Here is a 25,959-nt window from a genome sequence, read left to right as displayed (position 1 = left end):
GTTTTCATGGTGGCGGACACTAAGGGCGGGCAAGGCAGCCTGTCAACGGGAAAAATCGCGCCGGCGCGCACAGCGTACAGGCGCGACTGCGGTGTCAGCCCGGCGCCTTGCAGCGGGAAACGCGTGGATCGCATTTGGACGCCTTCCTGGCCTCCATCTTCTCTGGCGGATGGTGGGGTGCCACCCTTGCCGGGCCATGGTGCTGGGGCATGTGCATTGCCAACGCTTGCTGATGCGGCTTTTGTTGCCCGCCACCGAGTGCAAGACGCTGCCCCGAAACCGGCTTGGGCGAAACCGGTTTGGGCGACGATTTGACAACGATGCGTCCGTCGCCCGCGGTCCTGTCGACATGCAGCTTGAGCGCATCGGCCTTCGCGCCGTTGCCGGCGACCATCCGCTTGCTCACGGCGTCGCCAGGCTTCACGACGGCCGGATTGCTGGCAGCCACCGCGCCGGGGGAAATGGCCTTGCCGCCGATCGCAGTCTTGGAGCCCGCCACGATTTGCCCGTTCCCCTTTGTATTGCCGGCAAGTCTCTTGATCTCGGCGCCCCTGGAAGCATCGAGCCGTGCACTGGCAAACACGCCTTTGCGCGGAGGAACCAATTTTGCCGCCTTGATCGACTCGATGACGGGCTTCGGGAGTTGCTGCAGCCGGGGTCCGGCATTGATTGCAACCACCTGATTGCCAAGCCGCACGTGCGGCGCCTTGTTGACCAGGACCGTCTGGTTGATGATCGTCGTGTTGCGCACGATGCCGACGTTCTCAGTGGCAGGCCGTACCACTCTGACCAGATCGACCGCGCCGATCGCCGCCACCGGCACGAAACACCACCAGGAATCGGCGAAGGCGACATCTACGTCGGGTGGTGCCGGCGCCCAGCCGACATCATTGCCGCCCTGGCGCCAGACCACCCAGGCTGGCGCCCATTGATCGCCGGCGATCCACACCCAGCCAAAATCGGGATCATAGGCCCAGCGGCCATAGTGATAGACGACATCGCCAAATGGCTCGGTGGACTGCCAGTACCAGCCATCGTCGGTCCAGACCCACCTGCCTTCGGTGTAGGGTCGCCATTCGGTACGGACCGAGGGAACCCAGACATCGCCGAAGCGGCTGGAGGTTCGCCATCCGCCATAGTTCGAAAGCCTTTCGCGGACGGTAACGGCAATTTCCGCCGCATGCGCCTGCGTTCCGGGCAGCACCAGCGGGCCGGTCAGGGTCGCGCTCAAGGCCATGACCGCGGCCATTGCCGCTGCGCGTCCACGCCGGCCAAGGGAGCGACATGAAGACGCTTGGATAAAAGGTACGATGATCATAACGGGCTCCAGAGTTCCGCATCCAGAAAATCCCGGGAACCGTCCTGTTGCCCGCCACCGCTTCCCGGCTTCTCACCGATCGGTTGTCATCGGCCTCGGTGACCGCATTGCGGCATTTGACCATCAATTTTGCGCGACCGGCGCGGCATTCACAAATGGAACGTTCGTTTCCGGCGCCCGAGCGATTCCGAAACTGTCCGGCGATCTCACTTATAGGATAGACCATTGAAATCGCTGGAAACTATGGTGGGGCGTGACGAGGGCCGCCATCTCTGACGATACTTGATCGTCCGGCGGCGAGCCCGGCGGAGCCACCACCATGACGATCTGGATTTCACGGGAGGAAACCTGATGCTCGACAAGCCCTCTAGCAAGAACACGGCCCCTAGCAAGAAACTGTCCGACCTGCTCGATCGATTCGGCGCCGCGCTTGCCGCCAATGACATCGAGAAAGCGGTCGATTGCTTTCAAGAGGATTGCTACTGGCGCGACCTCGTCACCTTCACCTGGAACATCAAGACCATGGAAGGCCGCGACCAGGTCCGCGACATGCTGAAAAGCCAATTGTCGAAGACCAGGCCGTCACACTTCGCCATCGCCAAGGGCGAGGACGCGACGGAGAGCGACGGGTTGATCGAAGGCTGGATCAGCTTCGAGACGGAGGTGGCACGCGGCTTCGGCCATGTCAGGCTGAAGGACGGCAAGATCTGGACGCTGCTGACCACCATGGCCGAACTGAAAGGCCACGAGGAGCCGGCAGGCTTTGCGCGGCCGATGGGCGCCAGGCACGGCTCGGGCAAGAACCGTCCGACATGGAAAGAAGAACGCGAGAGGGAAACCGCCGAGCTCGGCTTCAAGACGCAGCCCTATACGGTGATCATCGGTGGTGGCCAGGGCGGTATCGCGCTCGGCGCGCGGCTGCGGCAGCTTGGCGTGCCGACCATCATCATCGAGAAGAACGAGCGGGCCGGCGACAGCTGGCGCAAGCGCTACAAGTCGCTCTGCCTGCATGACCCGGTCTGGTACGACCATCTGCCCTATATCGATTTCCCGAAGAACTGGCCGGTTTTCTCGCCCAAGGACAAGATCGGCGACTGGCTGGAAATGTATACCAAGGTGATGGAGCTGAATTACTGGTCCTCGACCGAGGCCAAAAGCGCTTCCTATGACGACAAGAAAAAGGAATGGACCGTTGTCGTCCACCGCGACGGCAAGGACATCACGCTGAAGCCCAAGCAGTTGGTGCTGGCAACCGGACAGTCCGGCAAGGCCAATCTGCCGAAATTCAAGGGCATGGAGACCTTCAAGGGCGACCAGCACCACTCGTCGAAGCATCCGGGTCCCGACGCCTATGCCGGCAAAAAGGCCGTTGTCATCGGATCCAACAATTCCGCCCATGACATCGCAGCGGCACTTTGGGAAGCCGGCGCGGACGTCACCATGGTGCAGCGCTCGAGTACCCATATCTCCAGGTCCGACACGTTGATGGAAATCGGACTGGGTTCGCTCTATTCGGAGCAGGCGCTGCAGAATGGCATCACCACCGCCAAGGCCGATCTCATCTTCGCTTCGCTGCCCTACAAAATCCTGCACGAGTTCCAGATCCCGGCCTATGCCGAAATGAAGAAACGCGACGCGACATTCTACAAGGGGCTGGAGAAGGCCGGTTTCATGCTCGACTGGGGCGACGACGAATCCGGCCTGTTCATGAAGTACCTCAGGCGCGGCTCCGGCTATTACATCGATGTTGGCGCCTCGCAGCTGATCATCAATGGTTCGATCAAGCTGAAGAGCGGCGTCGACGTCGAAGAGATCAAGCAGCACTCGGTTCTGCTCAGCGACGGGTCGGAATTGCCTGCGGACCTCATCGTCTACGCCACCGGCTACGGCTCGATGAACGGCTGGGCCGCCGATCTGATATCCCGTGAAACCGCCGACAACGTTGGCAAATGCTGGGGCCTCGGCTCGAACACCACCAAGGACCCCGGCCCGTGGGAAGGCGAGTTGCGCAACATGTGGAAGCCGACGCAACAGGAGGCGCTATGGTTCCACGGCGGCAATCTGCACCAGTCACGCCACTATTCGCAGTTCCTGTCGCTGCAATTGAAGGCGCGGCATGAAGGCATCGCGACGCCGGTCTACGGCCTGCAGCAGGTGCACCACAAGGGGTAGGCGAGCGCCATTCCGGTGAAGCCGGAAGAAAGGAGGCACGGCTTGCACCCTGCCTCCTTCCCTGGGGAATTTACGCCGGCTTGCCCGCCGCGAACTGCGTCACCACCCGCTGCAGCAGCGGCACGTAATCGCGAAATGTCCGTGTCTTCATGTTGGCGATCTTGCCGCTCTCGTCCCAGATGCGGACCCGGACCGCTTCCTCATGGAAGGGGTTCTTGCGGAACTCGGCGACCTCCTCGGCATTCATCGGCCCGCCCTGCAGCGACAGCGTGTGCACCGAGGCCTGCGAAAGCCTGCCGAAATAGGTCGGGTCGGTGGCGCAGAGATAGCGCTTGGCGGCGACATGCAGCCTGACGCATTCGACGATGACAGGTGGAAAGAACGGCGCCAGCACCTCGCCGCCGGCCTCGTCATGATGCTTGTCCTCGACATCCTCGGGCGAATAGGTGCCGAACTCGCTGGTGTAATGGCCGATGTCGTGCAGCAGCGCCGCCGCCACCAGTTCGTCCGGCGCGCCGTCCTTTTCAGCGAACCAGGCACCCTGCAGCATGTGCTCCGACATGGTGACGGGTTCGCCGAGATAGGATTCGGCGCCCCGGCGCTCGAAGATGTCGGCGATGAACTCGACGATGGTGTCCGCGTTCAAATCCTGGCCGCTCATTCCGCGGCCTCCTTGAACCCGTGCTCGATTGCCGCGAGCGTCGACAGCAGACCGTCCTTGTCTGCGTAGCAACCCTGCAGCCAGCGCTTACCGGTACCGGAAAACGCCTTGCGGGCATGCATGACGCGGGTGTTGTCGACGATGAACGCTTGCCCCGCTTCGAGCTTGAACGTCACCTCGAAGGATGGATCCTCGATCAGTTCCGCAAACCGGCGATAGGCGGCGTAGTACGCTTCCATATCGCTGAACGGCACGTCGACCGTCGGCGCCAGCGAGCGGTTGTTGAAGCGGATGCAAATCAGCTCGCCATCGGGCCCGAGCTCGATCATCGGCCGCTTCGCCTGCAGCCGCACGCCGGAAGAGCCGGCATACTCGAAGCGCGCCGGGCATGAGCTCAGCAGCCGGAAGCCTTCCGGGTTCTCAGCCTGCAGCGCAGCCGCGACTGCAAACCCATCGACGACACTGGACTCGCCGCCCTCAACCGTATTCTCGATGCAGGACAGGATCTGCAGCGTCGGCACAGGGTCGCGATAGGGATTGTCGGTGTGCGCCTGGAGGCCGAGATTCGTGTAGGCGAGATTGTTCGGATTGACCTCGGCGCGCACTTCGAACCAGCGCCCGTAATTGGTTTCCCTGATGTAGCCGAAAAGATCGGACACTTTGCACAGTGCCCCGGATTCGGTCGGCAGATCGTCCATCACCGCGAAGCCACAGGTTTTCACCGCCGACAGCCATTGCCCCAGCACAGCGCGATCGCGGCTGGCCGCAACATAGCCGGCGCGCGGCACCGAATTCTGCATCGAGGCCTTGGTCCATCGCACGGTGGCCTCGCCTGTCCAGCCGGGCTGGCGGCCTGCGTCACGATCATAGGCATTGGCGCTCAGCCATGCCGCGGGAAAGCTGACCGTCTTCTGCTCGGGCACGAAGCTGACTTCCAGGGCGCCGCCTTTGATCGACGCGGCGCCGATCCTGGTGTCGGCGGGAATGTCGAGAATGGTGATGAGCCGTTGACCATTGCCGGCGCTGCGCGTCTTGTCGTCCAGCGCATTGTCGCGCAGCCACATGGCGTGAAAACGGCTGCGCGACCCGTCCTGCCAGCCAAGGTCGATTGTTCTGCCTTCGTCGCCGATCCGCGCCTGGGTGAGCATGGAGATCCGTTCCTGTCCATTGCGTCCCCCGCAGCCTGATCCGCAGGGTTTCGATTGCATGTTGATCGCGCGACAGACATAACTCAAATTATCATTTTTTAGCCAATGACCGCAGAATACTAATGGCTCGTACAAATACACCGGTGCCGCCTCTGGACTGGCTGCGCAGTTTCGAGGCGGCGGCGCGGCTGTCGAATTTCACCGCGGCGGCAGCCGAGCTCGGCCTTACCCAGGCCGCCGTCAGCCAGCACATCCGGCTTCTCGAGGAATGGCTGAAGACGCGCCTGTTTTCGCGGCTGGCGCGCGGCGTCGCGCTGTCGCCAGAGGGTGCGGCTTACCTGCCCCACATCCAGTCGGCCTTCGCCACCATCGGCAACAGCACCGCGGAACTGTTCGAGCCGCGCGCCATCCAGACCGTCTCGATCCGCGCGCCAATCTCCTTTGCCTTGCTGATGCTCGCCCCGGCGCTGCCCGATCTGGCGAAGGCGCTGCCGCGCATCCAGCTCGATCTGGTGACGATCCATCGCCCTGCTGACTACGACCTGCCGGGCTCGGTGCTCGACATCCGTTTTGGCAACAGATCCTTTCCCGGCCGTGAAGCCGACAGGCTGACCGCAGAGCGGCTCGTGCCGGTGGCGGCGCCAGTGCTCGCCGGCAACCCCGACTGGACCTCCCTGCCGCTGCTTCTGGTCGCCGGCGCGCGCGAAATGTGGGCGGAATGGTTCGCCGCCGCTGGACTGGCTGGCCATCCCAGACGATCGCACCGCTTCGACAGTTTCGTCACCGCCATGGAGGCGGCGAGCGCCGGCGCCGGCGTGCTTTTGGGCTCGCGGCCGCTGGTCGATGCGGCGCTCGACAGCAAGACGCTGGTCAGGCTTTCCGACTATGAACTTTCCAGCACATCGGGGCATTTCCTGACCAAGGCGTCGACAGCACGCCTGACCGGTGCCGAACAGGATTTTCGCCAGTGGCTGCTGTCACGCCTCTCCGCGCCGGCATGACCGGTTACGAGATTGGCCCGATCCGCTTCCAGTAAATCAGCGTGCCGGTCAGCCCGCCATGCGGCTTCAGGGCATAGTCCGGTATCTCACCGGCCAGCGTGAAGCCCAGCCGCTCATAGAGGCCTGAGGCGCCCTCCTCGGTCGCCGTGTCCAGAACCAGCAGCGTGCGGCCCCTCTCGATGGCAAGGCTCTCGGCGGCCCGCATCAGGCGCGTTCCCACACCCCTGCCCCGGTAATCGACTGATGTCATCAGCTTGGCGATCTCGGCCCGGTGCGGCTGGTTGGGCGGACAATCGAGCAGCAAGGTCACGGTGCCGACCAGGTTTTTGCCATCCCAGGCGCCAAGCACCGATCTTTCGCCCCTTGCCGCCGCGGCCAGCGATTTTTCCCAGAACGCCCTTGCCGCCTGCGGCGCCAACGGATGCATGAAGCTGACCGAACCGCCGGCCGCCACCGTTGCGACCAGCAATTCGGCCAGCATGTCCTGCGTCTCGGCAGCCGGGTTCAGGGTTGCGATCTCGATCGAGTTCATGTGCAGGATATCCTGTGATTGCGATAGAAGCGGGCGCATTGCTGTCACTCCAGATGGCGCGCGCGGCGTCGCTTACGCGCCGCCTTGATGGCGCTGATGCGGTCGGCGTCTTCGTGCCCGAGATGCCGCCCGCGCTCGAGGATCTCGAGCGTGTACTCCTCATAGGTCAGGCCAAGCCGCTCGGCTCTGTCCATGCGCAGCAGCATCACCTCGTGGCTCGGCGCCTTCCACGCCTTGGCGTACGCTGCCTGCCAGGCAAGAAAGATGTAGGGATCGCCCTTGCCCCATGGCGGGCCGTTGTACTCATCGAGAGGCGGCCCCCCATTATGGGAGCGCTTTGGTCTTCTTGCCATTGTGTCAGCCCCTGACCAGCGCGACGAGATAGTCGGCGCCGGGCTCCAGGGCATGGAAGGTGCAGTCCGACGGCGCCCCAAGCGCCAGGCAGTCGCCTGATACAAGCTTGTGCACTGTCTCACCTTCGATGAATTCGAGCCGCCCGGAGATCAGCCATATCTGCTGCTTGATGAAGGCGTATGAAGCGGCCGGAAAACTGACCTTGGCGCCCGCCGGCAGATGCACCTTGATCAGTTCCAGCGGCATATCGCCAGCCGGCGAAAGATGCCGCCTGACATAGCCGGTGTCGGGATCGCGCCACACCGGCTGGTCGGCTTCGCGCAACAGCCCGCCGCCCTGCAATTCCGCGCGCGCGATCAAGGTCGACAGCGTCATGCCGAAGGCCGACGCGATGCGCACCAGAAGCGCCGCCGTCGGGCTGGTCTTGCCCCGCTCGATCGTGCTGAGCATCGCCTTCGAGACGCCGGAACGCTCCGCGAGTTCGGCCAGGGACCAGTCGCGCACGATCCTTTCGGCGTGTATCCTGCGGCCGATCGTCGAGGAAATGTCGTTCGCTATATCATCCATATGTCTATTATAGCGAAAAATAGACGCCGGAGAAGAGCCGCCTTGCTACAATTTCCACGAGCCCCTTAATGCTCTCTACACCATCCGACCTCATCGGGCCTTAACCCCATTCGGGTAGCATCGATGCTCCAGGGGAAATGGGGATTGGCCTGTCCATGTATGTCGAACGCGAAGCCTCCGTTGGAGAACCGACATCGCAGGAGCGCCGCGACGCAGAGCAGAACGACAAGCGCATCCTCGGCAATGTCGTGCAATGCGATGGCGCGCGCGCCACCATCAGCGCCTACGCGAACGACGCCGACGGCGCGGTGACCGGCCTGTGGACGGTCGGCAAGATGATTTCCATCAATCTCGGATCGACGCGAACCGTCGGCCTGGTCTACGCAATCGGCAAGTCGGACCGCGCGTGGAGCAATGAGGGCCAGAACGCCATCGAGGTCAGCATCGAGCTGATCGGCGAAGTCCGTGACGGAGCAGAGCCCGGCGCCAAACCGGTCTTCGACCGCGGCATCACCACCTATCCGCATATCGGCGCCGTTGCGCATCGCATCCGCACCCGCGACCTGCAGGCGGTCTATGACCTCGCGGGGCGTCATTCGATCACGATCGGCACGCTCGCGCAGGACGAGACGATCGCCGCCAACATCGCCATCGACGATACGCTGGCGCGTCACTTCGCCATTGTCGGCACCACCGGCGTCGGCAAATCCACCGCCGTCTCGCTGCTGCTACGCAAGTCGATCGCGGCACGGCCGGATCTGCGCATCCTGATCCTCGACCCGCACAACGAGTTCGCTGCATCGCTGCCCGAATACTGCGTCAGGGTCGATTCCAAAACCCTGGATCTTCCGTTCTGGATGTTCACGCTGGAGGAATTCGCCGAGGTGCTGTTCCGGGGCCGCGAGACCGAGCCGGAAGAAATCGACGCCTTGCGCGACCTCATTCCGGCCGCCAAGAATCTCTACCGCAACCCGAATTCGGGCTCCTATATCAGGCGCGGCAGCGATGCGCTGACCGCCGATACGCCGGTGCCTTACCGCATCGCCGACCTGCTCAAGCAGATCGATGAGCGCATGGGCATGCTCGAAAGCAAGACCGATCGCCCGACGCTCAAATCGCTGAAGACGCGCATCGAATCGGCGGCGGCCGATCCACGTTATCGCTTCATGTTCAACTCGCGCCTGATCGAGGACACCATCCACGAGACGATCGGCAACATCTTCCGCGTGCCGCATCATGGCCGCCCGGTAACCTGCTTCGAAATGGCCGGCATGCCGTCGGAAGTGGTCAATTCGGTCTGCTCGGTGCTGGCGCGCCTGGCCTTCGACCTCGCTCTGTGGAGCGAGGGCAAGCTGCAGCTTCTGTTTTTGTGCGAAGAAGCGCACCGCTATATGCCGGCCGACCCGCGCCTCGGCTTCGCGCCGACAAGGCACGCGCTGTCGCGCATCGCCAAGGAAGGCCGCAAATATGGCTGCTATCTCGGCGTCGTCACCCAGCGCCCTGGCGAGCTCGACCCGACCATCCTGTCGCAATGCTCGACTTTTTTCGCCATGCGGCTTGCCAATGAGCAGGACCAGGCGATCATCCGCTCGGCGATTGCCGATTCTTCCGCCTCGACGCTTGCCTTCCTGTCCTCCATGGGCCAGCGCGAAGCCATCGCCTTTGGCGAAGGCGTGGCGACGACCATGCGGCTGAAGTTCGAAAAACTGCCGAGCCACCTGCTTCCTGGCACCGCCAAGCGCGAAGAGGCCGCCTCGTCGAAAGCCGGCGACGATGTCGATCTGGTGGCGATCGTGGAACGACTGCGCAACGTGCCGAAATCAACGCAGCAGGCGATGGCCTTCGCCGAGGTCGTCGATTCAGGCCGCCAGGCCGGCGATCCCGACTACCGCAAGCCACCCGCCGCACGCGCGCCATCGGACGACGATTTCGACATGCGCTACGGCCTCAAGCCCGCAACCTTCGGCCTGCGCCCGCAACACGATTGAGTTTGGGCGTCACGCACATCGGCGGATGGGTCTGTGCACCCAAGTCAGGGCTTCCGAGATCCGTTGGAAAAGCCTGGGTAAATCCCGTCAGGGAATTCGTCAGGCTGAGTCGGGTGGTGCTGTTTTCGAGAACCGAAGCGGAGCGGACATTTGAGTCCGTGAGCATCGGAAGCGCAGAAAACGGCGCCAGACGGCCAGCCTCACGAATTCAGTGATGGGATTTTCAGGCGCAGACGCGGTTGCGGCCTTGCCTCTTCGCTTCGTAAAGCTGGCGGTCGGCGCGGCGATAGAACTCTTCCGCTGTTTCCTTGCGGTCCCAGACGGCGAGCCCGACGCTGGTGGTGATCTTGAGGCGGACATTGCCTGACAGCACCGACATGTTGGCGATCGCCTTGCGGATGCGCTCGGCAAACTTGCCCAGAAGCTCGGCGTCCATATTGGGCGTGACCACGGCGAACTCCTCGCCGCCCAATCGCGCTACCACATCGTGGTAGCGCGTCATGTCCTTGAGACAGTTCGCGACGGCCTTGAGCACTTCGTCGCCGACGTCATGGCCGTGGGTGTCGTTGACCTGCTTGAAATGGTCGAGATCGAGGATCATCAGACCGACGGGCTTTTCGATGCGCCGGAACTCCTCAAGATACTCCTTCAGCGCATCATCGAAATAGCGCCGGTTCTGCATGCCGGTCAGGCCGTCGGTCAACGCCGCATGCTCGAGTGTTTCCGAGCGCGCGCTGAGCGAGACCGTCATGGCGCGCAGCTTGCCTTCCTCCGTCGCCTGTTTGCGGATCAGCGGATAGATGAAGAAAATGCCGAAGAACAGCGCGGTGGCCAGGAGCACGCCGGTCGCGAACAAGAGCTTGTTGAGATAGATGACCTTGTCCAGACCCGAAGCCGTATGCAACTCGTCGGCGAAGGACTGCAGAAGTCCGTAAGCATGCAGCGTCACCAGGCCGGCGGCCAGGATCACGAATATATAGACGAAAAATGCTGATTCCGCCTTGTGGAAACGCATCTGCTCCCCGTTGGAAAAGTGCCCACTGATCTTATGGCATGGGCGGGCTTACGGAGGGTTAATTTGGACAACCACAACGGGAACCTTTCCTTGCAGGTAAACTTTTCAGGTTGCATCGGAAGCAAGCGCTGAGATCGTGGTTTCCAGATCATCACCGGGGCGCAACCTCAGCCATTCCGGCCCCAATTGATGCCTGAACCAGGTGGTTTGCCGCTTGGAATATTGCCTGGTCGCGATCTTCGCGCGTTCGATTGCCTCGGGAAAGCCAATCTCTCCGGCCATCGCTGCCTGCAGTTCGCGAACGCCGATCGCTTTCATCGCCGGCAATTCGGGATCGAGACCAAGTGCTGCAAGCCGCTTGACCTCGTCCAGCGCGCCCTTGTCCAGCATCTGGTCGAAGCGTTTGTCGATGCGAGCGACCAACGCCGCCCGATCCGGCTCGATCACCAGGAAACGTGCGCTTTCCCGGTCGATGAGCGGCTGGCCGCGTTCCGCCTGCCATTCCAGGATCGAACGGCCAGACGCATCGAGAACCTCCAATGCCCGCACGATGCGCTGGCTATCGGTTGGCTTGAGCATCATGGCGGCCGCCGAATCCTCGCGCAGCAGCAGGCTGTGCAGCTTGACGGCGCCCTGCTCCTTCAACTCATAGCGCCAGCGGTCGCGGACCTGCTGCGGAATGTCGGGCATTTCCGAAATGCCCTCGGCCAGTGCGCGAAAGTAGAGCCCGGTGCCGCCGACGAAATTCACTGGCCGTTCGGAGAATGTGCCGTCGTCGATCAACTTCCTCACGTCGCGCAGCCAGGCGCCGGTGGAATAGGGTGTCGCCGGGTGGACATGGCCGTAGAGGAAATGCGGTGCGCGGGCGAGGTCGGCCGCCTCCGGCCGGGCGGTCAGCACGTCGAGCACCGAATAGCCCTGCATGGAATCGGTGTTGACGATCACGCCGCCCCTGCGCTCCGCCAGATCGAGCGCAAGCGCCGACTTGCCGCTGGCGGTCGGCCCGGCTATCAGGATCGCGTTCTTCACGCGGCCCTTGCCCGCCTGCCCGCCGGAATGTTCCATGCCGCTCATCGCCACGCTTGTTTCCCGTCCCACTGAGCGCGCTTTGTCGCTGTCGCTTGCGAATATGGCCTCACGGTCGGTCGGCGCAAGCGCTGTTGTCTGGCTGGCTGAAGCTATTGCCTGCGATCTCGTCCTGCCTGAGGCAGCCGACGCCGCCGTCACGAGTGCCGTCTTGCGCACGGCACTCGCCGGCGAGGCCGTCGACGTGATCGTCCAAGAGGCAGAAACCCGCCGCAAGAAAATCCTGATCGCCGACATGGATTCGACCATGATCGACCAGGAATGCATCGACGAGCTGGCCGATGAGATTGGCGTCAAGGATCGGGTTGCCACGATTACCGCGCGATCCATGAATGGTGAGATCGCCTTCGAACCGGCTTTGCGTGAACGGGTGGCGTTGCTCAAGGGCCTCGACGCCGCCGTGGTTGATCGCATCGTCGCCAATCGCCTGACGCTGGCCGCGGGCGGCCGTGTTCTGGTCCGGACCATGCGCGCCAACGGCGCCTGGACGGCACTCGTGTCTGGCGGGTTCGAGGTCTTCACGACGCGCATCGCCGCCATGCTCGGCTTCCAGGAGAACCGCGCCAATCGCCTGCTCGAGCAGGACGGCCGCTTCATCGGGCTGGTCGGCGAACCGATCCTCGGCCGCGCCGCCAAGGCCGACGCGCTGATCGAAATTTCAGCGCGCCTCGGCCTGACGCCCGCCGACGCCATCGCCGTCGGCGACGGCGCCAATGATCTCGACATGATCCGCCTGGCCGGTACCGGTGTCGCGCTCCACGCCAAGCCGACGGTGGCGGCACAGGCCAAGGTCCGCATCGATCATGCCGACCTGACCGCGCTGCTTTATGTGCAAGGCTACAGGCAGGAGGAGTTTGTGCAATGAAACCAATGCGTACCGAGCGCCTGATCCTGCGCAACTGGGAAGATCGCGACCGCGACCTGTTCCACCGCATCAACTCCGACGACCGGGTGATGGAGTTCTTTCCGTTCCGCCGTGGCCGCGCCGAGGCGGATGCCAAGATGGATCAGTTCCGCGCCGCCATCGATCGCGACGGCATTGGCTTTGCGGCCGCAGAAATCGCCGGATCGGGGGAATGTATCGGTTTTGTCGGTATAACCGGAACCGATCACATGGACTTCCTGCCAGCCAGCATGATCGAGATCGGCTGGCGATTGGCGCCTGAATTCTGGGGCAGAGGTTACGTCACCGAGGCGGCTCAGGCATGGCTTGCCTACGGCTTCGAAACACTCGGCCTTGACGAAATCGTCTCCTTCGCCGTCGCGGACAACCGCCGCTCCACCGCCGTCATGGAGCGCCTCGGCATGAGAGCCGATCCACCGGCCGACTTCGATCATCCCGGCATTCCCGACAGCCACCCCGCGCTCAAGCGCCATGTGTTCTACCGGCTCTCCCGCGCCGATTGGGAACAAGGAGAAAGGGCGGCTTGCTAGCCGCCCTTTCCATTCAAGATGAGGATTTCGCCGGATCTTCCGGATCTCAGTCCATTCGGATCGTCACGAACCTGAGCTCGCCGGTCTTCGAGGCCAGCATCAGCAGCGCATTCTTGCGCCCCTGTTCCTTCAAGGCGCCGATGCGGTCCATGACATCCTTGGGGGTGGCAACCGATTCCTGTGCGATCTCGGTGATCACCTCGCCGGGCTGGATGCCGCGTTCGGCGGCTGCCGAGTCCTTGGTGACGTCGGTGATGACGACGCCCGAAACATCGGCCGCGATGCTGAACTTCTTGCGTGTCTCGTCGTTCAGTTCGCCGACCGTCATGCCGAGCACCGAAGCAGTGGAAACGGCTGGAGCCTTGTCACCCTTGTCCTGATCGGTGTTGCTGCCCTCCTCGCCGCTGGCGAGTTTTTCACCGTCCTCGAGCCGGCCGAGCGTTACTTTCACGGTCTGCTCGACACCCTTGCGCACGATGAGCACATCGACCGCCTTGCCAACCGGGCTTTCGGCGACGACGCGCGGCAGATCGCGCATCTCATGGATGTCCTTGCCGTCGAACTTGATGACGACATCGCCCGCCTGGATGGTGCCATTGTCGACCGGGCCGCCCTTGATCACGCCGGCGACCAGCGCGCCCTTGGCGGTCGCCATGCCGAGGCTTTCGGCGATGTCGTCGGTCACCGGCTGGATGCGCACGCCCAGCCAGCCGCGCCGCGTCTCGCCGAACTGGCGCAACTGGTCAACGACGCCGGACGCGAGCTGCGAGGGGATGGAGAAGCCGATGCCGATCGAACCGCCGGAAGGCGAAATGATCGCCGTGTTGATGCCGATGACTTCGCCGGCGCTGTTGAACAGCGGTCCGCCGGAATTGCCACGGTTGATCGCGGCATCGGTCTGGATGAAGTCATCATAGGGGCCGGAATTGATGTCGCGGTTGCGGGCAGAGACGATGCCGACCGTCACCGTGCCGCCGAGGCCGAACGGATTGCCGATCGCCATCACCCAGTCGCCGACGCGCATCTTGGTGGAATCGCCGAACTTCACCGCCGTCAGCTTGTGGCCTTTCGGATCGACCTTGAGCACGGCGACATCGGTCTTGGTGTCGGTGCCGACCAGCGTCGCCTTCAAGGTGACACCATCGGAGAAATTGACCTCGATGTCGTCGGCATCGGCAATGACATGGTTGTTGGTGACGACGATGCCTTGCTCGGCATCGATGACGAAGCCGGAGCCCAGCGACTGCACCTTCTGCGAGCCGTTGTCCTTGTCGCCGCCGCGGTTCTTGAAGAAATCGTCGAAGAAATCCTGGAAGGGCGAACCCTCGGGCAATTGCGGCATCGGCACCGCGCCCGGGCCTTCGGTACCCTTGACCGTCTGCGAAGTCGATATGTTGACCACCGCGCCGAGCAGGCCTTGCGCCAGATCGGCGACCGAAGCGGGCCCATCGGCGGCAAATGTCGGCGTCACGAAGGACGGGACAGCGACGGCGCTGACAAGAAGTGCCGCCGCGCCGGCGATGAATGTCCGCCGAGCCGCGCACAGAATTGTATTGGATGTCATCGAGAAGCCTCCCGGTATCCTTGAAAAGAAAAGCGCTTCGACGAAAACGCCGCGTCACGCCATGTTGGCAAAAAATACGGCACGTTTGCGGCTATGACTATCGGCAGAGGATAAATCATCGCAGCCGTCATGCGCCTCGTACCAGCCAGACGATGCCGACGCCGATCACGATCGCCGCCAGCCCGGCGATCCGCAGCGCGTTCTCGGGCAGCGACAGCACTTCGGTGGCAAGTTTCCTGGCCAGGCCGGGAAAACCGCCATAGACCAGACCCTCTATGACAAGGACCAGGCCCATGGCGGCAAGAAAATCCTGCACCGGCCGCTACTGGCCGGTGCTGGGCTGTGCCGCCGGCGCGGCGGGTGCCGTCGCCGGAGCGTTTGGCGCAGGCGAAGCCGGCTTTGCCGGCCCCTCGCTGCCGTCGGGATTGCGGAAGAAACGGAAGAACTCCGAGTTCGGCGACAGCACCATCGTCGTTCCGGTGTTGTCCAGCGCCGTGCCATAGGCATTCATCGACCGGTAGAAGTCGAAGAAGGCCGGATCGCGCTGATAGGCTCCCGCGAAGGTGGCGCTGCGCTGGGCTTCGCCCTCGCCGCGCAGGATTTCCGACTCTTTTTGCGCTTCGGCGACAATCTCGACCACTTCGCGATCGGCGCGGGCCGTGATGCGCTGCGCCGCTTCGTTGCCGCGTGCCCTCAGCCGGGCAGCTTCCGCCAGGCGTTCCGCCTTCATGCGGTCGAAGGTCTGCTGCGAGACTTCGGCCGTGAGATCGGTGCGGCGAATGCGGACATCCTCGATCTGCAGGCCGAGCGATGTGGCGTCGGGCCTGAGCTGGTCGCGGACTTCGCGCATCATCACGCCGCGCTCTTCGGAGAGTGCTGCCTCGAAATCACGCAGACCATAGACACGGCGCAAGGCAGCGTCGAGACGCGTCCTGAGCCGGGCCTCGGCCAATTCGATCTGACCGGACACGGCGGAGCGGAAGACCCGCGGATCCGAGATGCGGTAGGCGATGAAGGCATCGACCTCATAGAACTTGCCGCCCGAGACCTGGACGCGGATGTTGTCGAGGTCGAAGCGCAGCACCCGGTTCTCGATCAGCTGCACCGTATCGGCGTCGAAGAACGAGAACGGCGCCTTGAAGTAGATGCCGGGTTCGCTCTTGACGTCGACGATCTCGCCGAACCTGAGCACCAGCGCCTGCTGACGCGCATTGACCACGAAGACCGACGAATAGAGCAGGAACAGGATAACCGCTGCTGCGACGACGATGATGGGAAGACGGTTGGCCATCACTGGTTACCTCCCGTAACGCCACTGGGCGCAGCGGGTGCCGGCGCTTTCGGCTGCAATGCCGGCAGCGGCAGATAGGGAACGACCCCTTGCCCGTTGCCCTGCTCGACGATGACCTTGCTCGAATCCTTCAGAACCTTCTCCATGGTTTCCAGGTAGAGGCGCTTGCGCGTTACATCGGGCGCCTTGGCATATTCGTCATAGACCGAGATGAAGCGCTGCGCCTCACCCTCGGCTTCCTGCACGACCCGGTTCTTGTAGGCGGCCGCGTCTTCGCGGATCTGTGCGGCCTCGCCGCGCGCCTGCCCGAGCTTCTGGTTGGAGTACTGGTTGGCCTGCTCGACGAACTTGTCCTCGTCCTGCTCGGCGCGCTGCACTTCGTCGAACGCATCGGCCACTTCACGTGGCGGTGCCGCATCCTCGATCGAGACGGCGTTGACGTTGAGACCGGCCTTGTAGCCGTCCAGCGTCGTCTGGATGATTTCACGCACCGAGGCGGCAATGCCCTGGCGGTCGTCGCGGAAGATGTCCTGCGCCGGCCGGCGGCCGACGGCTTCACGCATGGCGCTTTCGGCAACCTGCCGCAGCATGCCGTCGGGATCGGACACATCGAAGAGATACGCGCTCGGGTCGGAGACCTGATAGGCCACCGAGAACTGGACGTTGACGATGTTCTGGTCGCCGGTAAGCATCAGCCCGGACGTGTTGCCACTTGTCGCGCCGCCGCCGCCGATATCGACGAGCTGCTCGGAAATCTTGGCCGTCTCGACGGTTTCGAGCGGCCACCAATGGAAATGCAGGCCAGGCTGCGACAGTTCGGTCTTCGGCTTGCCGAAGCGCAGTTCGACCGCGACCTCGTCGGGCTGCACGGTATAAACCGCCTTGAACGCCCACAGCACCACAAGTGCAGCCGCGATCAGCGCGAAGATGGCCGGGCTCGCGCCGCCGCCACCCGGAAGAGCGCGCCGCAGCCGGTCCTGGCCGCGGCGGATAATGTCTTCGAGATCGGGAGGCGAGCCTTGTGGCCCGCTCGGTCCCTTTGGTCCCTGCCCCCAGGGCCCCTGATTGTTGCCGCCGCCGCCGCCCCATGGGCCGCCGCCACCACCGCTTTTATCGTTCCAGGGCATGAATGTCCTTTCGCTTGGAATTCCCTCAAGCGCCGGTATTACGGCGCAAAATCCAGTATTGTTCTTCTATAGGGACGCCACGAGGCGCTTTCAACGCGATGCGCTGCCGACTTCGTCCGATTTGTCCGGTCGCGACCCTTTGTCTTCCTTCAATGCCCCTTTTTTCAGTCAATGTCTCTCTCGACGCCGCTCGTAAACCGAATAGCGCGTCGGGTGGCTGTCCTTTTCCCCGGCCGGGACGTCGTGCGAGCTGACAATACGCCAGGAATCAGGATCGATCGGCGGGAAATGCGCGTCGCCTTCGACCGCTGCCAGCACATGGGTGACATGCAGCCGATCGGCCAGAAGCATGGCCTGGGCATAGATTTCGCCGCCGCCGATGACGCACACCTCGTCCACACCGACCATGCGGCGCCCGCGCACCGTCGCCAGTTGGACCGCGGCTTCGAGCGAATGTGCCACCTCCACGCCCTCGGCGCGCCAGGTCTTGTCGCGGGTGACGACGATGTTCAACCTGCCCGGCAGCGGCCGGCCGATGCCCTCATAGGTCTTGCGGCCCATGATGATGGGCTTGCCCATCGTATCGGCCTTGAAGCGCTTGAGATCGGTGGAGAGCCGCCACGGGAGCCCGCCGTCCCGCCCGATCACGCCGTTCTCGGCGATGGCAACGTAGATTGCGACATGCATCAATTGTCGTCCGTTGGCTCGAGGATCAGGATGTCGATGTCGCGCTCGGGGTAGAAATTATCCGCCGTCATCTCGAATGTCGTCGGTCCGGTCTTCTGACATTGTCGCCGCAGAACGAGACCAGGGCTTTCGGATTGCCCTTGTCGATCGTCAGCTTGAACTTTCCGATTGTGCCGGTGGCCCAGTTGCCGCCGGTGGTCAGGATATAGGCGATGCGGTTCTCGACATATTTGGGGTAGCCGTCAGGGTCGTTCTTCGCCGCCTTGCGCACCGCACTCTCGAATGTATCGTCCATGCAATAGCGGGCCTTGTAGGCCGCATACTGACCCTGGAATTTGCCGTCGTAAAAGAAGCTGACTGAAGACGTGCCGCCGACGCTCGGCTTGTAATGGTGGGAAACATGAACGTCCTTGTTGGCTGGAAAGGTCGAGCGCCACCAGTAGGTCGAACGCAATTGCCAGAACGGCGTGTAGACCTTGGTCGTCTCGGTGCCGTCGCTGCCGGTGTCCTCGATGATGATGCCGCGGTTGACCCAGTCATCGACAACCGCTTGCGGCAACTTGGCCAGCGCCGCCTTCGCCGCATCGCCGAATGGATAGAACGGCACGTTTTGCGCCTTCATCTCTGCGCTGATGTCGATGCCTAGCGCCAACACCTTCTGCTCGAGCTGCGGCTTGACGGCGGCACCGTCGATCGTCACCTCGAAGCCGAGGAAATTGTCGCTCTGGTTTTCGGGAATCGCCGGGATTTCTTCGGGATTGCCCGATATTTCGGGCATCGGGAAGGCGACGATGGCCTCGACATCGCGATCGGTGTTGTTGTGGAAGACATAGTCGACAGTGACCTTTTCCGGCGAGATGAAAAGATCCTCGCTTTGCATCGCCACGGCATCGCTGCGCGACAGGATCAGGCCGCCAGTGCCAAGTTCGGCAACCGAATCGTTGGCGAAGGCGGGCGCGGGCGACAGGGCCAGCACGGCGGTCAGAACATATCGCAACATGGAAGCCCCCTCGGCTAGAATGCCTGCAGGACCCTAGCCGTTTCAATGTGGCGTTTCAAAGCCCTTCCGCATCCGCGGACGCGCCAAAAAGGGTCTGGAGCAAGCGGTCTGGACACCCAGCAGCGGTCTGGACACGCGCCAGCGCGGTCTGGACACGCGCCAGCGCGGTCTGGACACGCGCCAGCGCGGTCTGGACTAACGGGTTCCGATCGGGCAGGAGTTCGCCCATGCGCAAGCTTCTCGTCATCGGCATCGGCGCCGGCAATCCCGACCACATGACCGTTCAGGCCATATCAGGCCTGAACCAGGCGGATGTGCTGTTCATTCCCGACAAGGGCGCGAAAAAAAATGAACTGGCCGAACTGCGCCGCCGGATATGCGACCGCTTCGTCACCAACCCGAAATCACGCCGTGTCGAATTCGACGTGCCGTTGCGCGACCTGCCAATGGAAGATGGGCCAGTAGAAGATGGGCCGGCCCCCTCCTACCGCTCGACCGTCGATGACTGGCATGAAGCCATCGCCACCATTTACGAAAGCCTGATCCGCGACGAGATCGCAGGGGATGGCTGCGGCGCCTTCCTGATCTGGGGCGACCCTTCGCTCTACGACAGCGCGTTGCGCATCCTCGAGCGCGTGCGCCTGCGGGGCAATGTCGCGTTCGAGCTTGAGGTGATACCCGGCATCACCGCTGTCCAGGCGCTGGCCGCCAGCCACAAGATGGCACTGAACCGCATCGGCGATTCCGTCCTCATCACCACCGGCCGCCGCCTGACTGAGGAAGGCATGCCGGACAATGCCGGAAGCGCGGTCGTCCTGCTCGACGGCAAATGCGCCTTCAACACGCTGGCCGACAAGGATGTCGTCATCCATTGGGGCGCCTATCTCGGAACGGAAGACGAGATCACTCTCTCCGGCAGGATCGGTGACATCGGCGCAAAGATCGAAAAGGTTCGAGAGGAAGCTCGTCGGCAGAAGGGCTGGATCATGGACAGCTATTTGCTGCGCAAGCCCGGTGAAGAGCAATAAGTCCTACTCCCCTACTCCCCTACTCCCCTACTCCCCTACTCCCTTCCCCCTCACCCAGCATCAATCTCCGCCTGCAATGCCTCCATATGCGTCGCCGCCGCCGCAGCCGCCGCACGCTCGATGGCGCGAAAACGGCTGACCACCGCCAGCCCCACAGCCGTCAGTTGCGCGCCGCCGCCCTTGCGGCCACCGGTCTGTGCCGCCACCAGCGGCTTGCCGAACACCCGGTTCATGTCCTCGACCAGGTCCCAGGCGTGCTTGTAGGACATCTCCATGCCGCGCGCGGCGGCCGAAATGGAGCCGAAGGCGGCGATCTGTTCCAGGAGTTCGATCTTGCCCGGCCCGACGCGCCCGTCGGGGTCGAGATTTATCCGCAAGCTCAGCGACGGCATCATTACTCTCCGCGGTCCAACCTCATACTAGCAGCTCCCTGGCGAAACCGCTATTCCAAAAAGACATAGCGGGATCACCCATCCACCTCGGCGGGCAGGCCGGCGCCGGTGTTCGCCCGATCGAAGCTCACCGTCTTGATCACCGCGAAAACCTTGCCGCCAAGATGGAGCTTCAGCGCCTGCCGCGACTGTTCGGTGATGCGGGCAAGCACGGTTGCACCATTGCAGTCGATACCGACCTCGACCGCAGGCCCTTCGCCGGGGCTCATCGCGGTAATGGTTCCCGGCAGAATGTTGAGCGCGCTGAGACCCCTCGGCTTTTCGGTGGCGATCATCACATCGCGGGCGCGGATACGGATGCGCACCGGCGTACCTGTTTTCATCGCCAGCTGTGGCACCCGGAGCTCGCCCGCGGCCGAGCCGAGCACGGTCATACCGAAAGTCTCGTCGTGACGCAGCACCTTGGTGTCCAGCACGGCGCCCCCCTCGCCGCGCTCCTCCGCCGGCAACAGGTCGAGCCTTTGCATCACCGCCTCGGTCGGCCCGCTGGCAACGACATTGCCCTGCGCCAGCATCACCACGTCGCTGGCCAGCCTCGCCACTTCGGCGACCGAATGACTGACATAGACGATCGGGATTTTCGTCTCGTCGCGCAGCCTTTCGACATAGGGCAGGATTTCGGCCTTGCGCGCTTCGTCGAGCGAGGCCAGCGGTTCGTCCATGAGCAGCAGTCTGGGGCTGGCAAGCAATGCCCGGCCGATCGCCACGCGCTGTTTCTCGCCGCCCGAGAGCTTTGCCGGCCGCCTGTTCATGAGCGGCCCGATGCCGAGCAGGTCGACGACGGCATCGATATCGGCGTAGCGCTCCGCCGGCGGCGTGAACCAGCGGCCGTAGCGCAGATTGCCGGCAACGCTCATATGCGGAAACAGCCGTGCGTCCTGGAACACCATGCCGATGCGGCGCTTGTGCTTCGGCACGAAAATGCCGGCACCGGTATCGACCAGCACACGGCCGTCGACCTCGATGCGTCCCTTGTCGGGCCGGATCAGCCCGGCAATCATGTCGATCAGCGTCGTCTTGCCCGACCCCGACGCTCCGAACAGCGCCGTCAGCCGCCCGGCGCTTTCGAAGCGGGCGTCGATGGCGAAACCGCCGAGCCGATGACTGATGTCGACGAGAACGCTCATTCGATGTCCAGTCGCCGGCCGACACGCCGCGCCAGCACCTCCGAAGCCACCAGCGCGGCCATGGAGATGACGATGGAGATCAGCGTCAGGCGGAGCGCCCCTTCATCGCCCCCCGGCACCTGCGTGAATGTGTAGATCGCCGACGGCAATGTCTGCGTCTCATTGGGAATGTTGGAGACGAAGGTGATGGTGGCGCCGAACTCGCCCATCGCCTTGGCGAAGGCGAGGATGGCGCCGGCGATCAGCCCGGGCAGGATCAGAGGCAGCGTGATGGTGGCAAAAACCCAGAGCGAATTGGCGCCGAGCGTTCCCGCCGCCGCTTCCATCTTGCGGTCCACCGCCTCGATCGACAACCGGATCGCCCGCACCATCAGCGGAAAGCCCATGACGCCGCAGGCCAGCGCCGCGCCTGTCCAGCGGAAGGAGAAGACAATGCCGAAATGCTCTGCCAGGAAGGCGCCGGCCGGGCCGCGCCGGCCGAAGGTGAGCAGCAGCAGGTAGCCGGTCACCACGGGCGGCAGGATCAGCGGCAGATGCACCAGCCCGTTGAGAACGGTCTTGCCCCAGAACTGTCCCCGGGCAAGCAGCAGCGCAATCAAGATGCCTGGCGGCAGGCTGGCGAGCATCGCCACCGTTGCCACCTTGATGGACAGCCGAACCGCATTCCATTCGTCGGGAGTGAGGTCCAGCAGCCAGTTCATAGTGCCCCTTGGAACTCAGTTGCTCGGCGCGAGCACGGTAAATCCCTGATCCTTGAACAGCGCGGCCGCCTTGGCCGACTGCAGGCATTTCAGGAAAGCCGGCGTATCCTTGTCCTTCGAATCGGCGGTCTGGGCAACCGGATAAATGATCGGCGGATGCGAATCCTCCGGGAAGGTGCCGACCACCTTGACGCCCTTTTCGGCATGCGCATCAGTGGCGTAGACGATGCCAAGGGCTGCTTCACCCGTCGAAACCAGCTTCAGCGCCGCGCGCACGTTTTCGGCCTGCGCCACCTTGCCTTCGACCGAAGACCAGACGCCGAGCGATTCAAGTGCGGCCTTGCCGTATTTGCCGGCCGGCACCGCCTTGAAATCGCCCATGGCGAGCTTGCCGTCGCCGATCAGCTTGGCGAGGTCAAAGCCCTTCTCGATCCTGGTGTCGACCGCCGAGTCCTTCGGCGCCACCAGCACGATCTCATTGCCGAGCAGCTTCACTTCGGTGTCCGGCTTGGTCAGCTTCTTGTCGGAGAGATATCTCATCCAGTCGAGATCGGCCGAGATAAAGACGTCGGCAGGCGCCCCGCCCTCGATCTGTTTGGCCAGCGCCGAACTCGCGGCATAGGAGACAGTCGCCGCCTCGCCGACATCGGCCTCGCAGGCTTTGTTCACGGCGTCGAGCGCGTCCTTGAGGCTGGCCGCGGCAAACACCACCACCTTGTCTTCCGCATGTGCTGCCGGCACGACTGCCATCAGCGCCGCAGCGAAGCCACCAATGGCGATCGCCCTCGATCCAAAACCTTTGCGCAGCATGGGAACTCTCCTCGGTTTGAAAGCTAGTCAGCCCTAAGTCTCCGACCGATATATCCGCATGAATATAACAAGGGAAGGCCCGGCGCCCCATGAAAGCGTCCGTACGACACCAATTGTCCTGGAAAGACCGGCAAAGAAACCCTGGAAAGATCAGTGCCCGCAACATCCCCTCCGGGGAACGATCGCCGAGATCGTCAAGGAGCCACCACCTCGCATGTCACGATCGACATCGGTGGCGGCGCCATCGTCACCGCCTCGATCACCAACAAGGCCGTCGCCGATCTCAAGCTCAAAAGGGCAAGCAGGCCTATGCCGTGGTCAAGGCCTCGGACGTGATGGTCGGCATCGACTGAAATTTGCGGCCTTAGACCGCGATCGGCGCTTTGATCGACGCGTCTGCGACGTAGTTTTCCAGCCGGAAATCCTCGAAGCGGAAGGCGAACAGGTCCTTCACCTCGGGGTTGATCCACATCGTCGGCAGCGCCCTCGGCGTGCGCCGCAGCTGTTCGCGCGCCTGCTCGAAATGGTTCGAGTAGAGATGCGCATCGCCAAGTGTGTGGACGAAATCGCCGGGTTTCAGCCCGGTGACCTGCGCCACCATCACGGTCAGCAGGGCATAGGACGCGATGTTGAACGGCACGCCGAGAAAGATATCGGCCGACCGCTGGTAAAGCTGACAGGAGAGCCGCCCTTCCGAAACATAGAACTGGAAAAGGCAGTGGCAGGGTGGCAGCGCCATCGCTTCCACCTCGGCTGGATTCCATGCCGAAACGATCAGCCGCCGCGATTGAGGGTTTTTGCGTATCTCCTTGAGGAGATTCGCGATCTGATCGATCGAGCCGCCATGGCCATCCGGCCAGGAACGCCACTGCTTGCCGTAGACCGGGCCGAGATCGCCATTCTCGTCGGCCCATTCGTCCCAGATCGAAACGCCATGGTCGGTGAGGTATTTGATGTTGGTATCGCCGGCCAGGAACCACATAAGCTCATGGATGATCGACTTGAGATGCAACTTCTTGGTCGTGGTGACGGGAAAGCCGCGCGCCAGGTCGAAACGCATCTGGTAGCCGAAGACGGAGCGGGTTCCGGTGCCGGTGCGGTCGCCGCGATCGGCGCCGTTGTCCAGCACGTGCTGCAGGAGGTCGAGATACTGGCGCATCGGTTCCGGCTCGATTCGGTTGTCCAGCCATCATAGCTTACGGACAGGCAATCGAACACCACAAAGCAGCGCAAGCCCTGCCCGAAGCCCGCCAGTCCCCAACAACATCAGGGCTGGCGCATGGACCGCGCCAGCCCTGCGAATTGAAGCGCGGTCGTCAGAGGGAGCCGAGCTTGCCCAGGTCCTTCGCGACGAGGTAGTAGAAAGTCACCCGGCTCTTGGTGTTGTCGGCAGCCATTGCCTTGCAAGTCTTCTCGATGGATGCATCGGCCTTCGCTGCATCGCTGATGCCGAGCTTCTTGGCGACCCAGTTGTCCCTGACACGCCCGAGTTCCTTCGGGTCGGTGCAGGATACCAGCGAGGAATCGCGGTTCCTGAGCGCGATGCCTAGGTGCTTGACGATCTTTTCAACCGCATCAGCACTGGCGCCGGCATCGTATTTCTTCACGTCTGCAAGATAGTCGGCCATCAAAATTCCCCTCGTCGGCGCCACGGATCCGATCGATGAGGGCTGTGGCGCTGCTGCAACATGTGCGCTAGGTCGGTAACTCCTCACCGGGGCAAAGCTTCGGTTGAGACCGCGCCCAAGTCAACCCTTTGGACTTGCGGTTTTGTCAGGGGGATAAAGTGCCATTGCGGCCTTCCATTTCTTGCGATGGCCCCCTATATTCAGTTTGTCGGCTTGACCGACTATGGCGATAAATGGGCGATGAAATAAGCCGTTCGGACCCGGGGGCGGTACCCGGCGCCTCCACCAAAAGCCGCTGCTGATGACAGAGCGGTTTTTGCTGGGGGCGAAATAGGATCGACGAAGGTGTAAAGATCGTACTTTTGCCCGGCATGGTACCACCGTCATCGGGCTAAACCTGTAGTTGCAAATGACAACTATGCGGAAGCACGTCTCGCCGCGTAAGCGGTGCGATAGCTTCAAATCAAGCCCTAGAGGTTCGCACTTCTAGGCGGGGTTCGGAGGTACCTGGCAACAGAAACCTCCACTTCTCCCCTCCTCCGATATGCAGCATGCGCAGTGGCAGCTTCGCCGCGAAGGCGCCGGCCGCGTGCTCCCTCCATGGACAAAACATGCAAAACGATTCCGATCGCTTCTTCGTGCTGACCGGCGGTCCTGGTTCCGGCAAGACCACCTTGATCGAAGCCCTGCGCCACGCAGGCTTTGCCACCTCGGCGGAAGCCGGGCGCGGCATCATCCGCGACCAGTCCGACATTGGCGGACCCGCTTTGCCCTGGCGTGATCGCGCCCTGTTCGCCGAGTTGATGCTGTCATGGGAGATGCGCTCGTATCAAATTGCGCAAGAACAGACCGGGCGTCCTGTTTTTTTCGATTGTGGCGTTCCGGACACGCTCGGCTATCTCAGGCTGAGCGGCCTGCCGGTATCCGAACACGCCACCGCTGCCGCCGAGCGCTTCCGCTATCATCAGCGCGTCTTCGTCGCCCCGCTTTGGCCGGAGATCTTCGCGCAGGATGAGGAGAGAAAGCAGACGCTTGAGGAGGCCGAGCGTACCTATCATGCGCTGGTCGGCGTCTACACGGAGTTGGGCTATGAAACCGTCCCGCTGCCTTTGGCGACGGTCGAGGAGCGGCTGCGCTTCGTGCTGATCGAGGCAGGATTGGCATGAAAAAGGCCGGGATGAACCCGTAATGCAGTTCACTTAAGTTGGGCTGGATGAGGATCTGGTAAGACCTATCGAACAGGATGGAGATTCGTTTCCATCCTGTTC

26 protein-coding genes, 1 other RNA gene and 2 pseudogenes are annotated in these 25,959 nt (G+C 62.9%); 9 read left to right on the top strand and 20 right to left on the bottom strand.

What is annotated here, in order from left to right; genetic code table 11:
- Positions 1-94: 94 nt before the first annotated feature.
- A complete protein-coding gene (locus NKJ37_RS29915; protein WP_352442862.1) occupies positions 95-1,249 on the bottom strand; it encodes a DUF6600 domain-containing protein in 1,155 nt (384 codons plus the stop codon).
- 420 nt (positions 1,250-1,669) lie between these two features.
- Between NKJ37_RS29915 and NKJ37_RS29910 the strand changes: the two genes are divergently transcribed.
- The gene (locus NKJ37_RS29910; RefSeq protein WP_128305787.1) at positions 1,670-3,490 is read left to right on the top strand and encodes an NAD(P)/FAD-dependent oxidoreductase; all 1,821 of its coding nucleotides are present in this window, start codon (positions 1,670-1,672) and stop codon (positions 3,488-3,490) included.
- 70 nt (positions 3,491-3,560) lie between these two features.
- Here the strand turns inward: NKJ37_RS29910 and tmpB are convergent, their stop codons facing one another.
- Both tmpB and tmpA read right to left on the bottom strand, forming a co-directional pair.
- Positions 3,561-4,151 carry a (R)-1-hydroxy-2-trimethylaminoethylphosphonate oxygenase gene (tmpB, locus tag NKJ37_RS29905; protein WP_128305786.1) on the bottom strand — a complete coding sequence of 197 codons (591 nt, stop codon included), beginning with the start codon at positions 4,149-4,151 and terminating at the stop codon, positions 3,561-3,563.
- The gene (gene tmpA, locus NKJ37_RS29900) at positions 4,148-5,299 is read right to left on the bottom strand and encodes a 2-trimethylaminoethylphosphonate dioxygenase (RefSeq protein ID WP_023813060.1); all 1,152 of its coding nucleotides are present in this window, start codon (positions 5,297-5,299) and stop codon (positions 4,148-4,150) included. The genes tmpB and tmpA overlap by 4 nt, the downstream gene beginning before the upstream one ends.
- Positions 5,300-5,421: 122 nt before the next feature.
- Here tmpA and NKJ37_RS29895 point away from each other — a divergent pair, with 122 nt between their 5' ends.
- Positions 5,422-6,300, top strand: coding sequence for a LysR family transcriptional regulator (locus NKJ37_RS29895; protein WP_352776207.1), 879 nt, complete (start codon positions 5,422-5,424; stop codon positions 6,298-6,300).
- 4 nt (positions 6,301-6,304) lie between these two features.
- Here NKJ37_RS29895 and NKJ37_RS29890 read toward each other — a convergent pair whose 3' ends face one another.
- The 3 genes from NKJ37_RS29890 to NKJ37_RS29880 are packed head-to-tail and all read right to left on the bottom strand — an operon-like array spanning position 6,305 to position 7,753.
- On the bottom strand, positions 6,305-6,832 hold the full coding sequence (locus tag NKJ37_RS29890; protein WP_023813062.1) for a GNAT family N-acetyltransferase: 528 nt from the start codon (positions 6,830-6,832) through the stop codon (positions 6,305-6,307).
- A 44-nt stretch (positions 6,833-6,876) separates the two neighbouring features.
- Complete coding sequence (locus NKJ37_RS29885) at positions 6,877-7,185, bottom strand: hypothetical protein (protein ID WP_023813063.1); 309 nt, start codon at positions 7,183-7,185, stop codon at positions 6,877-6,879.
- 4 nt (positions 7,186-7,189) lie between these two features.
- A complete protein-coding gene (locus NKJ37_RS29880) occupies positions 7,190-7,753 on the bottom strand; it encodes a helix-turn-helix domain-containing protein (protein ID WP_023813064.1) in 564 nt (187 codons plus the stop codon).
- 155 nt (positions 7,754-7,908) lie between these two features.
- Here NKJ37_RS29880 and NKJ37_RS29875 point away from each other — a divergent pair, with 155 nt between their 5' ends.
- Entirely contained in the window at positions 7,909-9,741 is a 1,833-nt protein-coding gene (locus tag NKJ37_RS29875; RefSeq protein WP_352612373.1) for an ATP-binding protein, read from the top strand.
- A gap of 223 nt (positions 9,742-9,964) precedes the next feature.
- Here the strand turns inward: NKJ37_RS29875 and NKJ37_RS29870 are convergent, their stop codons facing one another.
- Both NKJ37_RS29870 and miaA read right to left on the bottom strand, forming a co-directional pair.
- The gene (locus tag NKJ37_RS29870) at positions 9,965-10,756 is read right to left on the bottom strand and encodes a GGDEF domain-containing protein (protein WP_352776204.1); all 792 of its coding nucleotides are present in this window, start codon (positions 10,754-10,756) and stop codon (positions 9,965-9,967) included.
- 105 nt (positions 10,757-10,861) lie between these two features.
- Positions 10,862-11,830: a tRNA (adenosine(37)-N6)-dimethylallyltransferase MiaA gene (gene miaA / locus NKJ37_RS29865; protein ID WP_352776202.1), complete on the bottom strand. Its 969-nt coding sequence runs from the start codon at positions 11,828-11,830 to the stop codon at positions 10,862-10,864.
- On the opposite strand from miaA, the gene serB reads away from it, so the two are divergent.
- Together serB and NKJ37_RS29855 are read left to right on the top strand one after the other, a co-directional pair.
- Positions 11,820-12,707, top strand: a complete 888-nt coding sequence (gene serB, locus NKJ37_RS29860; RefSeq protein WP_352612367.1) for a phosphoserine phosphatase SerB — start codon at positions 11,820-11,822, stop codon at positions 12,705-12,707. The two genes, miaA and serB, sit on opposite strands and share 11 nt — an antisense overlap.
- Complete coding sequence (locus NKJ37_RS29855) at positions 12,704-13,276, top strand: GNAT family N-acetyltransferase (protein ID WP_352612365.1); 573 nt, start codon at positions 12,704-12,706, stop codon at positions 13,274-13,276. Before serB ends, NKJ37_RS29855 begins: the two co-directional genes overlap by 4 nt.
- A 46-nt stretch (positions 13,277-13,322) precedes the next feature.
- Here NKJ37_RS29855 and NKJ37_RS29850 read toward each other — a convergent pair whose 3' ends face one another.
- The 6 genes and pseudogenes from NKJ37_RS29850 to NKJ37_RS29825 form a co-directional block, all read right to left on the bottom strand.
- Entirely contained in the window at positions 13,323-14,840 is a 1,518-nt protein-coding gene (locus tag NKJ37_RS29850; protein ID WP_352442872.1) for a DegQ family serine endoprotease, read from the bottom strand.
- Between the two features lie 127 nt (positions 14,841-14,967).
- Positions 14,968-15,156 carry a DUF2065 domain-containing protein gene (locus NKJ37_RS29845; RefSeq protein ID WP_023813072.1) on the bottom strand — a complete coding sequence of 63 codons (189 nt, stop codon included), beginning with the start codon at positions 15,154-15,156 and terminating at the stop codon, positions 14,968-14,970.
- Positions 15,157-15,162: 6 nt separating this feature from the next.
- Positions 15,163-16,131 (bottom strand): protease modulator HflC, encoded by a 969-nt coding sequence (hflC, locus tag NKJ37_RS29840; protein WP_023813073.1) that lies wholly within the window; start codon positions 16,129-16,131, stop codon positions 15,163-15,165.
- Positions 16,131-17,258: an FtsH protease activity modulator HflK gene (gene hflK, locus NKJ37_RS29835; protein WP_352776200.1), complete on the bottom strand. Its 1,128-nt coding sequence runs from the start codon at positions 17,256-17,258 to the stop codon at positions 16,131-16,133. The genes hflC and hflK overlap by 1 nt, the downstream gene beginning before the upstream one ends.
- Before the next feature lie 168 nt (positions 17,259-17,426).
- Positions 17,427-17,945, bottom strand: coding sequence for a dihydrofolate reductase (locus NKJ37_RS29830; RefSeq protein WP_128306066.1), 519 nt, complete (start codon positions 17,943-17,945; stop codon positions 17,427-17,429).
- Positions 17,945-18,945, bottom strand: a pseudogene (locus tag NKJ37_RS29825) (DUF4424 domain-containing protein). The gene NKJ37_RS29830 and the pseudogene NKJ37_RS29825 overlap by 1 nt, the downstream one beginning before the upstream one ends.
- 227 nt (positions 18,946-19,172) lie before the next feature.
- Here NKJ37_RS29825 and cobF point away from each other — a divergent pair.
- Positions 19,173-19,973, top strand: coding sequence for a precorrin-6A synthase (deacetylating) (gene cobF / locus NKJ37_RS29820; protein WP_128306068.1), 801 nt, complete (start codon positions 19,173-19,175; stop codon positions 19,971-19,973).
- A gap of 50 nt (positions 19,974-20,023) precedes the next feature.
- Here cobF and NKJ37_RS29815 read toward each other — a convergent pair whose 3' ends face one another.
- The 4 genes from NKJ37_RS29815 to modA form a co-directional block, all read right to left on the bottom strand.
- Entirely contained in the window at positions 20,024-20,365 is a 342-nt protein-coding gene (locus NKJ37_RS29815; RefSeq protein ID WP_127293106.1) for a winged helix-turn-helix domain-containing protein, read from the bottom strand.
- A 74-nt stretch (positions 20,366-20,439) separates the two neighbouring features.
- Positions 20,440-21,552: a molybdenum ABC transporter ATP-binding protein gene (modC, locus tag NKJ37_RS29810; RefSeq protein WP_128306069.1), complete on the bottom strand. Its 1,113-nt coding sequence runs from the start codon at positions 21,550-21,552 to the stop codon at positions 20,440-20,442.
- A complete protein-coding gene (gene modB / locus NKJ37_RS29805) occupies positions 21,549-22,253 on the bottom strand; it encodes a molybdate ABC transporter permease subunit (protein ID WP_024501415.1) in 705 nt (234 codons plus the stop codon). Before modB ends, modC begins: the two co-directional genes overlap by 4 nt.
- A gap of 15 nt (positions 22,254-22,268) precedes the next feature.
- Positions 22,269-23,063, bottom strand: coding sequence for a molybdate ABC transporter substrate-binding protein (gene modA / locus NKJ37_RS29800; RefSeq protein WP_128306070.1), 795 nt, complete (start codon positions 23,061-23,063; stop codon positions 22,269-22,271).
- Positions 23,064-23,176: 113 nt separating this feature from the next.
- Between modA and NKJ37_RS29795 the strand changes: the two are divergent.
- Positions 23,177-23,416 (top strand): annotated as a pseudogene (locus NKJ37_RS29795) (TOBE domain-containing protein).
- An 11-nt stretch (positions 23,417-23,427) separates the two neighbouring features.
- Here NKJ37_RS29795 and NKJ37_RS29790 read toward each other — a convergent pair.
- Complete coding sequence (locus NKJ37_RS29790; RefSeq protein WP_352776198.1) at positions 23,428-24,222, bottom strand: thymidylate synthase; 795 nt, start codon at positions 24,220-24,222, stop codon at positions 23,428-23,430.
- Positions 24,223-24,379: 157 nt separating this feature from the next.
- Positions 24,380-24,691 carry a DUF2853 family protein gene (locus NKJ37_RS29785; RefSeq protein ID WP_023813086.1) on the bottom strand — a complete coding sequence of 104 codons (312 nt, stop codon included), beginning with the start codon at positions 24,689-24,691 and terminating at the stop codon, positions 24,380-24,382.
- A gap of 168 nt (positions 24,692-24,859) precedes the next feature.
- Here NKJ37_RS29785 and ssrA point away from each other — a divergent pair.
- Both ssrA and NKJ37_RS29775 read left to right on the top strand, forming a co-directional pair.
- Positions 24,860-25,219: a transfer-messenger RNA gene (ssrA, locus tag NKJ37_RS29780) on the top strand.
- Between the two features lie 83 nt (positions 25,220-25,302).
- Positions 25,303-25,857, top strand: coding sequence for an AAA family ATPase (locus NKJ37_RS29775; protein ID WP_352723418.1), 555 nt, complete (start codon positions 25,303-25,305; stop codon positions 25,855-25,857).
- The last annotated feature ends 102 nt before the right edge of the window (positions 25,858-25,959 follow it).

It is taken from the genome of Mesorhizobium sp. M0140, assembly GCF_040322475.1.
In the GTDB taxonomy this organism is placed as follows: Bacteria; Pseudomonadota; Alphaproteobacteria; order Rhizobiales; family Rhizobiaceae; genus Mesorhizobium.
The sequence above is the reverse complement of the archived record's forward strand: the minus strand, read 5'-3'. Positions and strand labels throughout refer to the sequence as shown.